This is a genomic window from Micromonospora sp. NPDC051141 (assembly GCF_044455765.1).
In the GTDB taxonomy this organism is placed as follows: Bacteria; Actinomycetota; Actinomycetes; order Mycobacteriales; family Micromonosporaceae; genus Micromonospora.
This window is the reverse complement of sequence record NZ_JBITFD010000003.1, coordinates 511,671-526,297: the sequence shown is the minus strand read 5'-3', so window position 1 is coordinate 526,297 and position 14,627 is coordinate 511,671. Positions and strand designations below refer to the sequence as shown.

Genomic DNA, 14,627 nt, shown 5'->3' with positions numbered 1-14,627 from the left:
GCTGCCCAGTCAGGCTAAAAATCCCTCGCGGACTCAAGCGCACGACGATGAGTCCCGCATCCTCGTAGATGTGGAGGCGAGTCTCCGTCGTCCAACCAAGTGCGTGGACGATCAGACGATCGGCGATTCGACCGCTGACGTCGATGGCAGCCAAGCCGTAGACCATGACTCCCGTGCGAGGCTTCGGGAAATCTGGCATCGGCAGCGGTGGACGACGTAGTGGTCTGGCCGATTGCGGACCGTCTCTGCGGATCCGCTCCGACAGCGTCGCGGGGAGCACAACAGCGGGAACTGGCGCATCAGCCACGGCGGCCAGCCTGACCGCGCATTGCCGCACTCAGGGCCGCTTCACTGCCAAGATTCTGGTGCTCAAGCCACCTTGAGCACCAGCACGTCAGTACAGCAGGGATGCTTCAAATCTGTGTCCGAGGGGGGACTTGAACCCCCACGCCCTATACGGGCACTAGCACCTCAAGCTAGCGCGTCTGCCATTCCGCCACCCGGACTTGCTCGTCCAGCCTACCTGGTCGGCCGCGGTGACGTTCACACCGGTTCGGCCGGCCCCGAGGGCCGCACGGGGCATTACTGTACACGGGTCGAAACGATCATGCACATCACCTCCGGCGCCACACGTCTTCGCAGGTCAACGCCGCCCACGGCCGGGCGGGTAGCGCGCAACCGGCGATTCCGGGCAGCATGGCTCACGTGTCCCACCCCTCGCCGCTGACCGCCGCGCAGCACCAGGCCCTCGCGCTCCGCGCCGCGGGAGACCTGACCGGCGCCCGTCGCCTGCTCGACGACGCGATCGCCGTGGCGCGACCGGCGTACGGCGAGGACCACCAGGACGTGCTGGCCACCGGCCATCTGCTGGCCCGGCTGCACCGGGAGGCCGACGACCCGGCCGCCGCCCGTCGCGTCCTCGAAGAGGCGTACGCCGCCGGTGAGCGCCGTCGCGGCGACGCCGACCCGCTGATGCTCGCGCTCAGCTTCGACCTCGCGGGGGTCGCGGAGGAGCTGGGCAACCGGCACGAGGCCCGCCGCAACTACGGCCGCGTCGCCACCGCCGGGCCCGCCGTGCTCGGTCCGGACCACCCCGCGGTACGCGCGGCGCGCCACTACCTCGGCGGCTCCGCCGCCGCTCCCACCGGTTCCGGTCCACTCCCCGGCGGCTCCGCCGCCGCTGCCGGCGCGCACCCCGATCCGGCGCTGGCCGGGCCCACCGTGTCACTGCCGGCGGTCGCGCCGGCGCAGCCGTCCCGGGCCGCCCCGCCACCCTCGACCGTCCCCGCACCGCCCGGTGTCACACCCGTGCCCGGTGGAGAATGGGCACCGCACCCGGCCCCTCAGTTCTGGGCACCACAACCGGCCCCGGAGTTCCGGGCACCGCAACCGGCCCCGGAGTTCCGGGCACCCGGGACCACGTCCGGCGCCGGAGCGCACCTTGTTCCACCCCCGCCCCCGCCCCCGCCCCCGTCGCCCGGGTCCGCACCGGGCTCGGCGACGCTGCCACCGCCGATGGTCCCGTCCCCGCTCCCGCGCACCGGGGCTGACCGGCCGGCAAGCCCCTGGGCGCCCCCGCCACCCCGACCGGGCCTCTCGGCCACGCCGGCTCCGCCGGAAGCGGGCCCGGAGACCGCGCCCTCTCCGCCCGACGCCGATGGCCCACCGGCCCCACCGAGCCACGGAGCGCCACCGATCCCGACGCCCAGCGGGGCGCCCCCGATCCCCACGGCGCACGGGGCTCCACCGATGATCCCGACGACTCACGGCGCACCGCCGGTCCCGACGCCCCGTGGGGCGCCACCGATCCCATCGGGCCACGGGACACCTCCGATGCCCGCGGGCCACCGGGCACCACCGATCCCGACGCCCCACGGGACTCCACCGATCCCCGCGGGCCACGGGACTCGGCCGATCCGATCGGGCCACGGGACTCCACCGATCCCCGCCGGCCAGGAGACTCCGCCGATCCCGGCGAGCCATCGGGTGACGTCGGTGCCGCCCGCTCCCGGCGTGACGCCGGTACCGTCCCGGGCACCGGTCGCCCCGCTTCCGCCTCCCGATCCGGCGGCATCGACCACCGACGCCGCCGCGCTTCCACCGCCGCCGGTCGTCTCCCCGTCTCGCCGGCCGTCGCCCCGCTCCCCCTGGGCGAGCACCGGGACGCCTACCGATGCCGCCGTCCCACACCCGGCATCCGGCACCGAGGCCGCCGCGACACCGACGTCTCCGTCCACTCTGGCGCGCGTCACCGGGGAGGAACGCGAGGCCGGCACACCCGCATCGCCGACGCCACGGGTCCCGGAGCCCAGGTCCGGGTCGCCAGCCCTCGACACCACGTCGGCGGGGACACCCGCTACGCCGTCGTCGACCGTCGCGCCGGCACGCTGGCCCGACGAGCCGACCGCCGCGCCGGCACACCGGCTCGACGAGCCGACCGGGGGGACGGCGGACGGACCCGGATCCGGGCCGGTGACACCCGGACCGGGTTGGGACAAGCCGACCGTTCAGGTGCGGCAGATCGGCCCGTTGCTGCGCGAGGAGGCGGAGCGGCAGGCCGCCGCCGAGCCCTCGGCCGACGCCGTCCCGACGACCGGGCAGCCGGCCGCCCCGCGCTCCGTCGGCGGGGCGTCGGCGAGCACCCACGTCCCGACGAGCCTGCAACCGACGAGCGGGGCACCGGGCGGACACCTGCCGGACGGACCGCCGCCGGTTGCGGGCTCGCCGAGCGCACATCGGCCGGAGACAGCCCTGGCGAGCGGCCCACCCGCGAGCGCGCCAGCGCGCCCATCGGCACCCCGTGTACTACCGGGGAGCGATCCGTCCGCGCCGGTACGTCCGGCCGCCGCACCGGTAGCACCGGGGTACCCGCCGGTCCCGCCGGGAAGTGAGGCGTTCGTGCACACCGGCGGCGGGTCACCGACCCGACCCGTGAGCGGACCGCCCGGCCACCCGGTGAGCGGGCCGCCGGAATATCCGGTCAGCGGCCCACCCGTCAGCGGGCCACCCGTCAGCGGACCCCCCGTCAGCGGGCCCCCCGTCAGCGCCGCATCTGTGAGCGGCACGCCGGCGCCGCCGTGGGGGATGACCGCGCCGCCCTGGAGCAGCGTGGCGCCGTCCCAGCCGGTTGTCGGGCCCGGCCCCGAACCGGCGCCGGACACCGTCGACGCCCCCGAGGCGGGACCGAACGTCGCCGAGGAGCGGCGCGGCGCCGTCGCGGCGCACCGGCATACGGAGCACCGGAGCACGGAACACCCGAGCACGGAACACCGAAACACGGAACACCCGAGCACGGAACACCCGAGCACGGACCGGCACGACCGGGACGTCGACGGTGGTGCGCCGCACCGGGGGTGGCCGCTGCCGGTCCACGACGGGCCGCCGGACTTCCCGGAGGCGGAGCGGCCGGACCCGGCGGCGTACCCGGAGCAGGGTTCCTGGCCGGCGGTGCCGTCGGCGTTCCACCAGCCGGCCGCGTACCCGGCGGCGGTGGAGCCCGAGTCGCGCGGCCGGAACCGGACGGTGCCGGCCCTGGTGGTCGGCGGCGCGGTGCTCGCACTGGTGGCGGTGGTCGCCGGGGGCGCGGTGTGGCTGAACCGGGACGCGACGCCGCCCGCTCCCGCGCCCGGCGCGGTGAAACCGAAGGTGACCGGCCCGCCCCCGGGTGACCTGCGGCTGCGGGACGACACCACCACGATCACGGTGACCTGGACCGACCCGACGGACGGCGGGGTGCCGTTCGTGGTGGCCGGTGGCCGGGCCGGGCAGAAGCTCGGCGTGATGGCCACCGTGGACGCCGGGCAGACCCGGTACACCGTGAACGGGTTGAGCGCGCGGCTGGACTACTGTTTCACGGTGCTTGCGGTCTACTCGACCGACTCGTACGCCACGTCGGGCCAGGTGTGCACGGACCGGGAGGGTGGCGGCGCCACGCCGAACTGACCGGCCACCGGGGACACGCTCGGTGTCCACAGGAGGACGGTGCGGGTTTCACCTGCCCCGGCCGGCCCCTATGATGGCTCCGGCTCTGGGGAGGGTCGGCCGGGCGCGGCGCCCTCCTCCACCGACGGGAAGGCAGCCGGCTGTGACCACCATCGAGGACGTCACGAGCACCGCCGGGCCGGAGACGGCCCGCCCCCGGAAGCGGATGCGCGGCGGGCTGGTGACCATCGGCACCGTGGCCGCGTTGCTGGCGGCGATGGGGTTGACGGTGCTCGGGCTGGGCGCGGCCGACAACGCGGTGGCCAACTTCGACTCGTCGTCCTGGCTGTGGAGCACCACGCGCAGCGAGTTGGCCCGGGTGAACGGCATCACCGCCCGGGTGGACACCCGGATGGAGGTGCCCGGCGGACGGCGGCACCAGACGCAGGTCGCCCAGACCGATCGGCTGCTGATCCTGCGGGACCTGAACACCGGCCAGGTCAGCTCGCTGGATCTGGCCACGTTGCAGATCACCGCCACCACGCCGACCGCGCCGGGGCTCGGGGTGAGCGTCGCGTTGCACGAGGACGAGGCGTTCGTGGTGGACGCGGTGCAGGGCATCGTCCGGCAGCTCGATCCGCGGGCGTTGACGCCGGTGGGCGAGCCGGTCCGCTACCCGCCGGGCATCACCGGGGGGACGTTCGACGGCGCGGGCAAGCTGTGGATCGCGGTGCCGAGCGAGGGCACCGTCTCGGCGGTCACCGCCGCCGACCTGCCGGCCACGCCGGGTGACGCGCCGGCCGGCGGGCTCAGCCCGAAACGGGTCGAGACGTACGAGGTGGCGGAGCCGGCGCACGAGCTGGTGGTGTCCACGCTGGACGATGGGGTGGCGGTGCTGGACCGCACCTCGGCGTCGCTGGTGACGGTCAGCGGCGGCCGGACGCGGCGGGCCGGCCTGACCATGACCGCGCCGGGCAGCCTGCCGACGCGGACCAGCGGGCCGCAGGTGCCGGTCACCGTCCCCGGCGACCGGTCGGTGCACGTGGTGCGCGACGGGGCCGAGGTGAAGCGGTTCACGGTGCCCGGCGAGGGTGCCCGGCTCAGCCCGGCGGTCGCCTGGGCGGGTCGGTTCTACGTCGCCGACGAGGGCACCGGCACGGTCTACTCGTTCGACGCCGGCGGGCAACTGGTGGACACGGTCAAGGGCGCCGGCCGGCCGGGTCCGGTGGAGCTGGAGGTCCGCGAGAACCACCTGTTCATCAACCCGCCGGACTCGTCGACCGCGCAGGTGGTCGACGACCACAACCGGGTGCGCGAGGTGGACAAGTACGCCAACGACGTGCTCGGCGGCGACCCGCCGCCGGCGCCCCCGCCGCCGCCCCCGCCGAAGAAGCCGAAGGTGAGCCGGCCGGGCGCGCCGAAGGCGGTCACCGCCGCCGCCGGCGACGCGTCGGCGCGGGTGAGCTGGCAGGCCGCCGCGTCCAACGGCGCCGAGATCACCAGGTACGTGGTGGAGGGCGCCGGCCAGACCCACCAGGTGGGCGCGAACCAGCGCGCGTTGGAGATCACCGGCCTGACCAACGGCGAGACGTACACGTTCTCGGTGCACGCGGTGAACGCCAAGGGCGACGGTCCGGCGCGCCGCAGCAACCCGGTCGTGCCGACCGCCGAGGTGCCGGACCCGCCGACCGCGGTGACCGCCGAGGCGCGCCCGGACGGCACGGTCCGGGTGAGCTGGCCTGAGGCCAACGGCCAGGGCAACAAGATCGCCAGGTACGCGGTGACCGCGACCTCGGCCGGCGCGAGCGCCCCGGCGGGCGAGTCGCCGAAGCCGGAGCTGGTGGTGCCGGCCGGCCAGTTGGAGTACGGCACCCAGTACGCGTTCACGGTGACCGCGGTCAGCGACAGGGGCGCCGGGTCGAAGGCGTCGCCGGTGAGCAACACGGTGGTGCCGTTCACCGTGCCGAAGGCGCCGACCGAGCTGCGCGCGTCCACGGTGGCCGACCAGCCCGGCACGGTCGCGGTGCAGTGGTCGCCGGCGGTGGAGAACGGCCGCCCGGTGACGAAGTACGTGGTGGCGGCCGGCGGGAAGACGGTCGAGGTGACCGACGTGCGGGCCACCGTGGGCGGGCTCGGCAACGGCCAGAACGTCACGGTGAAGGTCAGGGCCGTCAACGAGGCCGGCCCCGGCGCGGAGGCCGCCACCACGGCGCGCACCGTGGCCGCGCCCCGGATCACGGTGACCGGCTCGTCGGCGGACGCCACGTCGGTGACGGTGACGTTCACCGTGGACGCCGGCGGCGGAAAGGCCACCTGCACGGCCGCGACCGGCGGCAAGACGGCCACCGGGAGCTGTGCGAGCCTGCGGGTGACCGGGTTGACGCCGGGCACGGCGTACTCGGTGGCGCTGACCGCGAGCAACGCGGCCGGTAGGGGCACGGCCACCCGCGCCCAGACCACCGACCCGCTCTACGGCGTCGCCACCTGCAAGAACGGGCCGGACGGCGACCAGCGGACGTACTGCGACAAGGACGTCTCGGGCCGCAACGGCAACGAGATCTTCGAGGTCACCCGGCAGGACGACGACCGCCAGGCGGGTTGGGTGCCGGACGGCACCCGGCTGCGCGCGTACTGCAAGGCGAAGGGCGAGAACGTGGACGCCTGGATCTACAACAAGAACAAGCAGAGCACCTGGTGGATCCAGGTCGACTACAAGGGCCGGACCTACATCCCGTGGGCCTGGCTCAACCTGGAGGGCGGCGACAACCTCAACCTGCTGCCCGCCTGCTGACCACGATCTTTTCCTCGAAAGGCGCCCCGTGAACACGCACGAACCGCTCAGCCAGCCGGAGGTGCAGGGCTTCGCCGCTCTGGCCGCCCGGCTGGCCGACAACGTCAACGCGGTCGTGCTGGGCAAGCCGCAGGTGGTCCGGCTGGCGCTGACCGCGCTGTTCGCGCAGGGGCACGTGCTGCTGGAGGACGTGCCCGGGGTCGGCAAGACCACGCTCGCCCGTGCGGTCGCGGCCACCGTGCAGGGCGAGTGGCGGCGGATCCAGTTCACCCCGGACCTGCTCCCCTCGGACGTGTCCGGGGTGACCATCTTCAACCAGGCCAGCCGCGGCTTCGAGTTCCACCCGGGGCCGGTGTTCGCGAACATTGTGATCGCCGACGAGATCAACCGGGCGTCGCCGAAGACCCAGTCGGCGCTGCTGGAGGTGATGGAGGAACGCACCGTCACGGTGGACGGCGTACGCCATCCGGTGCCGCAGCCGTTCCTGGTGGTGGCCACCCAGAACCCGGTCGAGATGGACGGCACCTACCGGCTGCCGGAGGCGCAGCTCGACCGGTTCCTGGTGAAGCTCTCCGTCGGCTATCCCGACGAGGCGGTCGAGGTGGAGGTGCTGCGCGGCGCCACGGTCCGCTCCCCCGACTCGCTGAGCGCGGTCACCGACACCGCCACGGTCGGCGAGATGGTGCAGATGGCCCGGCGGGTGCACATCGCCGAGCCGCTGTACGCGTACGCGGTGCGGCTGGCCGCGGCGACCCGTACCCATCCGCAGGTGCGGGTCGGGGTGAGTCCGCGCGGGGTGATCGCGTTGACGCGGGCGGCGTGCGCGTACGCGCTGATCGACGGCCGGGGCTGGATCATGCCGGAGGACCTGAAGGCGCTCGTCGAGCCGGTCTTCGCGCACCGGCTGCTGCTCACCCCGGACGCGCAGGTGCGGGGCGTCACGCCGGCCGAGGTGCTGCGCCAGGCGGTCGCCTCGGTGCCGGTGCCGCTGCCGTCGGGCCAGCCCGCCCCGGTGCACGGCTGAGCGTGGGGATCACCGCCCGGGGGATCGGGCTGCTCGTCGCCGCCCTGGTGCTGCTCGGCGTCGGCTTCCGGTACGCGTACCCGGAGCTGACCGTGCTCGGCGCGGCGGCCGGCGTCGCGGTCGGCTACGCCGGGATGACCGCCGCCTGGCGGCCCCGGTTGACGGTGGCGCGGCGGGCCGACCCGGACCGGGTGGCCCGGGGCGAGCCGGCGGTGATGGAGCTGACCGTGCGCAACACCGGCCGGCTGCGGGCGGCGAACCTGGTCGCCGAGGACCGCTGCGCCGGCGCGCCGGTGCCGGTGCCGCTACTGCGGTTGCGCCCGGGGCGGGACACGGTGGTGCGCTACCCGGTGCCGACGCACCGCCGGGGGGTGGTGCCGGTCGGTCCGCTGCGGGTGGTGCGCCGGGACCCGCTCGGGCTGGTGGCGCTGGCCCGCGGCTACGGCGGCACGGTCGGAGTGTGGGTACACCCACGCATCCACCCGATGTCCGCGGTGCCCACCGGCGCCGGGCGCAGCCTGGACGGGCGTGCCGACAGCGTGCCGCACGGGTCGATCACGTTCGACTCGCTGCGGGAGTACGTGGTCGGTGACGAGCTGCGCCGGGTGCACTGGCGGACCAGCGCCCGGGTGGGTGAGCTGATGGTGCGCGAGAACGTGGACACCAGCCTGCCGCGCCTCGTGGTGGTGCTGGACAACCGGGCGGTCGCGCATCCGGGGCGGGTGGCCGGGGTGGCGGAGTCGTTCGAGTCGGCGTGCGAGGCGGCGGCGTCGGTGGTGGCCGCGGCGGTGCGGGAGTCCCTTCCGGTGCACCTGCTGCTGGTCGCGCCGGCCGACGCCGAGCCCGCCGGGGTGGCCGGGCCGCTGGATCGCCTCGCCGCGACCGAGCTGACCGGCGGTGGGCCGGAGGTGCTGTCGGCGGCGACGGGCCGGCTGCGCCAGGACCGGCTCGGCGACACGCTGGTCTTCCTCACCGGGCCGGGGGCCGCCGACGAGTTGGGGCACGTGGGCGCGCTGCGCGGCGCGTACCCGTCGGTGGTGGTCGGGATGTTCGGCGCGGCGGCGCCGACGGCGGCCGGCGCGGCGGGCCTGGTGGTACTGGACGCGGCCGACGGCGCGGCGTTCGCCGCCGGGTGGGACGGGATCCGCCGGTGGTGACCGGGACGCCGGCCCGGGAGAGGCTGGACGCGGCCGACGGCGCGGCGTTCGCCGCCGGGTGGGACGGGATCCGCCGGTGGTGACCGGGACGCCGGCCCGGGAGAGGGTGGTCCGGGCGCTGCGGGCGGCGCCGGTGCCGGTGGCGCTGGTGGTGCTGGTCGCGCTCGCCGGCGTGGTGCTCGGCCGGGTGTACGCGGATCCGCTGCTGACCCGGCTGATGGTCGGCGCGGCGGTCGGTTCGGTGCTGGTCAGCGTGGCCGCCCGACGGTTGGCGTCGTGGCTGGTGGCGCCGCTGTCGGTGGCCGCGCTGGCCGGCTGGACGCTGCTGTCGCTGCGGCTGGCGGCGAGCCACGCGGCGCTGCCCGGCGGGCTGGGCGAGGTGGCCGCCGACGCCGCCCGCAACGCGATCCCCCGGCTGCTGACCGCGATGATCCCGGTGCAGCCGACGCCGGACACCGTGCTGGTCCCGGTGGTGGCCGCCTGGCTGGCCGGGCTGACCGCCGCCGAGGTGGCGCTGCGGGCCGGCCGGGTGCTGGCCGGGTACCTGCCGCCGGCGCTGCTCTACGCCGGCGCGCTCTACGTGGTCGGGCCGAACGCGGAACCGGCGGTCGGCCCGACGGTGCTGTTCGCGGCCGTCGCGGCGATCGGCCTGGCCGCGCCGGGACGCCGGCCCGACCCGGCGGCGGACGCCGACCCGGTCGCCGGGCTCACCCCGGCGGTACGCGCGGCGGTGCGGCTGCGGCTGGCCGCGGCGAGCGCGGCCGGCCTGGCCCTGGTGGTGGCGCTGGCCGCGCTGCTCGCGCCGGTGGTCGCCGGTCAGGTCGACGCGCGTCCGGTCGACCCGCGCCGCTACGTGGAGCCGCCGCAGGTGGAGTCGCTGGACGAGAACCCGCTGATCCGGATCTCGGGTTGGGCGTTGAACCCGGACCAGCGGCTGCTCGACGTGCGCACGGTCGTCGGGCCGGCCGAGGGTGGGCCACCTCGGATCCGGTTGGCGGTGCTCAGCGACTACGACGGGGTGACCTGGCGGGTCGGGGCCACGTACCGCAACGCGGGGCGGATCCTGCCGGCGGTCGAGCCCGCGCCGGGGGCCACCACCGAGGCGGTGCGCCAGGAGATCACGGTGGGCGACCTGACCGGGCGGCTGCTGCCGGCGGTGCCGACGCCTCGCGAGGTGGGCGGCGCGCGGGTGGCGTACGACCCGGCGAGCGGGACGCTGATCCGCCCGGAGGGGCTCGTGCCGGGGCTGCGGTACGAGGTGTCCTCGGTGCGGGAGCGCCCGGATGTGAACCTGGTGAGCACCGCGAACGTGCCGGCCGGCGACGCGGTGGCGCGGGTGCTGCGGGTGCCGGACGGGGCGCCGGAGCAGTTGCGCCGGCTGGCCGCCCAGCTCGCCGAGGCCAACGGCGCCCCGTACGCGCGGGCCGACGCGATCGCCACGTTCCTCGCCGAGCACTACCGGGTGACCGCGGACGCGCCCAGCGGGCACGCGTACCCGAATCTGACGTTCTTCCTGTTCGGGCCGCGCAACGGCGGCGGGCAGCGGGGCACCTCGGAGCAGTTCGCCGCCGCGTTCGCGGTGCTCGGCCGGCTCGCCGGGCTACCCACCCGGGTGGTGGTGGGGTTCGCGCCGAACGGGGACGGGCCGGTGCGGGCCGCCGACGCGTACGCCTGGCCGGAGGTGCTGTTCGACGGCGTCGGCTGGGTGTCGTTCGATCCGATGCCGCGCCCGGACTCCGCGCCCCGCCCGGTGGAGGAGGACTTCCGGCCGCAGCCGGAGGAGCCGCCACCGTCGGAGGTGCCGGCGCCGACCGAGCAGCCCTCGGCCTCTCCCCCGGCCGCCGCGTCCGCGCCGGACCGGGCCCGCGGCGGCCCGGGTACGCCGGTGCTGGTGGGTGGCGGCGTCGGCGGTCTGCTGCTGGTGGTCGGCGCGGTGTTGGCGGCCCTGGCCGCGACGCGCCGCCGGTTGAGCCGGTCCCGGCTGGACCGGGGTGCTCCCGGCGAGCGGGTCGCCGGCGCGTGGCGGGAGCTGACCGACGCGCTGCGGCTGGCCGGCCGCCCGGTCGGGTTGGACCTGGCGGCGGCGGAGGTCGCCGAGCGGGCCCGGCGGGCGCTGGCCGAGGCCCGCGCGGCGACCGGTGTGTCGCCGGCCGGCGCCAGGGCTTCCGGCGACCGGGCGCCCGGCGTCGATGCGTCCAGCGTCGAGGCATCCGGCGTCGAGGCATCCGGTGTCGAGGCGTCCGGTGTCGAGGCGTCCGGTGTCGACGTCGGCGAGCTGGCCGGGTTGGTCAACCAGGTGGCCTTCGCCCCGGGCAGCACCACCGGGCAGCAGGCGGACCGGGCGGCGACGCTCGCCACCGCGTACGGGGCGGCGCTGCGCGACGCCCGGCCACGCTGGCGGCGGCTGTGGTGGCGGGTTCACCCCGGGCCGCTGCGCTGGCGGCGCTGACGTCTTCGGGTCGGCGCGGGCCGGTCAGGAGCCTGCGGCGCGCAGCTTGCGGACGAGTTTGCGCAGGCCGGCCTGCCAGCCGTCCGGGTCCTCGGCGCGGCGGCGGGCGTAGTCGGCGACCTCCGGGTGGGGCAGGATGAGGAACCGTTCCTCGGCCAGCCCGGCGACGACCGCGTCGGCGACCTGGTCGGGGGTGAGGATCGCGCCGGACGCGGCGATCACCCGGGCGCCGAGGTGTCCCTCGGCGAGCCCGTCGGCGAGCATCGGGGTGTCCACGCCCTGCGGGCAGAGCGCGCTGACCCGGATGCCGGCGTCCCGGTAGGTGATGGCCAGCCAGTCGGCGAGGCCGACCGCCGCGTGCTTGGTGGCGGTGTAGGGCGCGTCCCCGACGGCGGTCAGCAGGCCGGCGGCCGAGCAGGTGAGCAGCAGGTGGCCCTGACCCCGGCGCAGCATTCCCGGCAGCGCCGCCCGGGCGCTGTGCAGGTGGCCGAGCACGTTGACCCGCCAGGCCCGGTCCCAGTCGGCGTCGGACGCGTCGAGGCCGCCACCGGTGGCGACGCCCGCGTTGGCGCAGAACAGGTCGATCCGGCCGTGGCGGCGTTCGGTCTCGTCGACGAGCGCGCGGACCGCCGCCTCGTCGGTGACGTCCAGCCCGACGCCGGCGGCCACCGGGCCGATCGCGTCGGCCGCCGCGCGGGCCGCGTCGGCGGCCAGGTCGGCGAGCACCACGGCGGCGGCGCCCTCGGCGGCGAAGCGGCGGCCCAGCGCCGCGCCGATGCCACCGGCCCCGCCGGTGATCACCACCACCCGGTCGGTCAGGTTCATCTCAGCTCCCGTCCTCGGCGCCGGCCCCGAGCCGGGGCAGCAGGTCGGCCCAGGCCGTCGCGCCGCCCTCGGTCGTCTCCGGGGTGGGCAGCACCGCCAGCACCGGCACGTCGACGCCGTGCGCGGCGTACCGGCGGGCGGCGGCCACGCACCGCTCGGGTGAGCCGTGCAGGATCAGCGCGTCGACCACGTCGTCGGGCACCGCGGCGGCGGCTCCGCGCCGGTCCCCCGCCGCCCAGGCCCGCCACATCTCGCCGAGTGTCTCCTCCCGGCCCAGCCAGCGGTGGAAGGCGGCGTACGCGGGCACGGTGAGATAGCCGGTGATCAGGCGGCGGCCCAGCGCGCGGGCGTACGCGGCGTCCTCGGTGGGGCAGACGAAGATCCGGGCGGCGACCTGGAAGCCGGGGCGGCGCTGACCCAGCTCGGCGAGCGCGGTCGGCACGTCGTCGGCGGCGAGCCAGTTCAGGATCACCCCGTCGGCCTCGGCGGCGGCGAGCCGCAGCATGCCGGGGCGCAGCGCGGCCAGCAGCACCGGCGGTGGCACGGCCGGCGGGCGTTCCAGGGTGAACCGGCGGACCGTGAACGTGTCGTACGCCCCGTCGACGGTCTCGCCGCGCAGCGCCGCCCGCAGGAAACGCAGCACGTCCCGGGTCCGCCGGTACGGCTCGTCGAACGGCACCGCGTTCCAGTCCCGCACCAGCACCGGCGAGGACGCGCCGACGCCCAGCGCGAAGCGGCCCGGCGCGGCCTCGGCCAGCGCGGCGGCGCTCATCGCCAGCAGCGCCGGCCCTCGGGTGAAGACCGGGGTGATCGCGGTGCCGAGGCGCAGCCGGGGCGTCCAGGCGGCGGCGAGCGCGAGCGGGGTGAACGCGTCCGTCCCGGCCACCTCGGACGACCAGACGTCGGTGAACCCGGCCCGCTCCAGCGTCGCGTAGACCTCGGCGTGGTCGGTGAGCGGCACGCCGCCCAGTGGCACGGTCATGCCCCATCGGTTCGTCACCCGTCGATCGTGCCCGCCCGGCACCGCCGGAGCAAGATCGGGGGCGATCCGACCGATCCGCGCCGCCGCGGCCGGTGGGGGTGTTACGACTGCCGGGTGGACGCGATCGTGGACGGGGCACGGCGGTGAGGGTCGCCGAGCCCGCCGCGCTGCGCTCGGACGACGGCGACAGCGACCGGGCCACGTTCCTGGAGCTGTTCTTCGACCTGGTCTACGTGTTCGCGCTGACCCGGATCTCCGCACGCGCCTTCGAGGACCTGGCGCTGGAGGGCGGCAAGACCACCTGGGCGGCGGTGACCGGCGGCGGAAAGACGCTGCTGCTGCTGGTCGCGCTCTGGATGCTCTGGCAGGGCACCGCGTGGACCACCAGCCGCTACGACCCGTACCACCTGTGGTTGCAGGTCATCGTGATCACCGCCCTGGTGTCGGCGATGGTGATGGGGGTGGCGATCCCCCGCGCGTTCAGCGGGGCCGGCCTGGCGTTCGCCGTCGCCTACGTGGTGGCGAACGTCGGCCGTTCGGCGATCCTCCTGCTGGTGCTGCGCCGGATCCAGTACCGCCGGCTGAAGCTGCGGATGCTGATCACGTACGTCGTCTCCGGGGTGCTCTGGCTCGCCGGCGCGGTGCTGCCCACCAACCCCCGGGTGGTGCTCTGGTGCGCCGCGCTGGTGGTGGAGTATCTCGGCAACCGGTTCGGCTGGCCGGTGCCGGGGCTGGGCCGCTCGACCATCTCGCGCTGGGACATCCACGGCCGGCACCTGGCCGAGCGGTACCAGCAGATCTTTCTCGTGGCGATCGGTGAGACGATCCTGGTCGCCGGCCTGACGTTCACCCGCTCGCCGGGCGGCTGGCAGAGCATCGTCGCGTTCTCCGCCGCCCTGGCGACGTCCGTGCTGCTGTGGCGGATCTACGTGCAGCGGGCCGGGCAGATCCTCGGCGAGGCGGTGACCGGGGCCGAGCACCCGGCCACCATCGGCCGCTCCGCCGCCGACACCCACCTGGTCATGGTGGTCGGCGTGGTGGCCACCGCGATCGGCTACGAGCTGGCCGTCGAGCACCCCGGCGGGCACAACGAGCTGGCGTGGCTCGCCGTGGCGCTGGGCGGGCCGGCGTTGTTCCTGGCCGGCCGGGCCCGCTTCGAGTACGAGGTGTTCGGCCGGGTCTCCCCGTCCCGGCTGGTGGCGATCGCCGCGCTGCTGCTGCCCGTGCCGCTGCTGGTGCGCGTCCCGCTGCTGGTGGCGGCCGGGTACGCGGTCGTGGTGCTGGCGGCGGTGGCGGTGGCCGACCTCCGGCGTGCCTGGGGCCGACCGCCGGAGGCGCCCGCACCGCCGTTCTGACCGCGCCCGCACCGCCGTTCTGACCGCGCCCGCACCGCCGTTCTGACCGCGCCCGCACCGCCGTTCTGACCACGCCCGCACCGCTGTTCTGACCGCGCCCGCACCGCCGTCCGCCCGCGCCCG

At 76.1% G+C, this 14,627-nt stretch carries 8 protein-coding genes, 1 tRNA gene and 1 pseudogene; 7 read left to right on the top strand and 3 right to left on the bottom strand.

Annotated features, from left to right (window positions below; genetic code table 11):
- Positions 1-422 precede the first annotated feature (422 nt).
- A tRNA-Leu gene (locus ACIA6B_RS07660) sits at positions 423-506 on the bottom strand.
- Between the two features lie 190 nt (positions 507-696).
- Here ACIA6B_RS07660 and ACIA6B_RS07655 point away from each other — a divergent pair.
- The 6 genes and pseudogenes from ACIA6B_RS07655 to ACIA6B_RS07630 form a co-directional block, all read left to right on the top strand.
- Positions 697-879 (top strand): annotated as a pseudogene (locus ACIA6B_RS07655) (tetratricopeptide repeat protein); the annotation flags it as partial.
- A 2,175-nt stretch (positions 880-3,054) separates the two neighbouring features.
- Complete coding sequence (locus ACIA6B_RS07650; protein WP_396772093.1) at positions 3,055-3,942, top strand: hypothetical protein; 888 nt, start codon at positions 3,055-3,057, stop codon at positions 3,940-3,942.
- A gap of 142 nt (positions 3,943-4,084) precedes the next feature.
- The gene (locus ACIA6B_RS07645) at positions 4,085-6,712 is read left to right on the top strand and encodes a fibronectin type III domain-containing protein (protein ID WP_396771965.1); all 2,628 of its coding nucleotides are present in this window, start codon (positions 4,085-4,087) and stop codon (positions 6,710-6,712) included.
- 28 nt (positions 6,713-6,740) lie between these two features.
- Positions 6,741-7,736: a MoxR family ATPase gene (locus tag ACIA6B_RS07640; protein WP_107156932.1), complete on the top strand. Its 996-nt coding sequence runs from the start codon at positions 6,741-6,743 to the stop codon at positions 7,734-7,736.
- A 2-nt stretch (positions 7,737-7,738) separates the two neighbouring features.
- Positions 7,739-8,893 (top strand): DUF58 domain-containing protein, encoded by a 1,155-nt coding sequence (locus tag ACIA6B_RS07635; protein ID WP_396771964.1) that lies wholly within the window; start codon positions 7,739-7,741, stop codon positions 8,891-8,893.
- Between the two features lie 76 nt (positions 8,894-8,969).
- Complete coding sequence (locus ACIA6B_RS07630) at positions 8,970-11,342, top strand: transglutaminaseTgpA domain-containing protein (protein ID WP_396771963.1); 2,373 nt, start codon at positions 8,970-8,972, stop codon at positions 11,340-11,342.
- A gap of 24 nt (positions 11,343-11,366) precedes the next feature.
- Here ACIA6B_RS07630 and ACIA6B_RS07625 read toward each other — a convergent pair whose 3' ends face one another.
- On the bottom strand, positions 11,367-12,167 hold the full coding sequence (locus ACIA6B_RS07625) for an SDR family oxidoreductase (protein ID WP_396771962.1): 801 nt from the start codon (positions 12,165-12,167) through the stop codon (positions 11,367-11,369).
- 1 nt (position 12,168) lies between these two features.
- The gene (locus ACIA6B_RS07620) at positions 12,169-13,149 is read right to left on the bottom strand and encodes an LLM class F420-dependent oxidoreductase (RefSeq protein ID WP_396772092.1); all 981 of its coding nucleotides are present in this window, start codon (positions 13,147-13,149) and stop codon (positions 12,169-12,171) included.
- 143 nt (positions 13,150-13,292) lie between these two features.
- Between ACIA6B_RS07620 and ACIA6B_RS07615 the strand changes: the two genes are divergently transcribed.
- Entirely contained in the window at positions 13,293-14,504 is a 1,212-nt protein-coding gene (locus tag ACIA6B_RS07615) for a low temperature requirement protein A (protein ID WP_396771961.1), read from the top strand.
- The last annotated feature ends 123 nt before the right edge of the window (positions 14,505-14,627 follow it).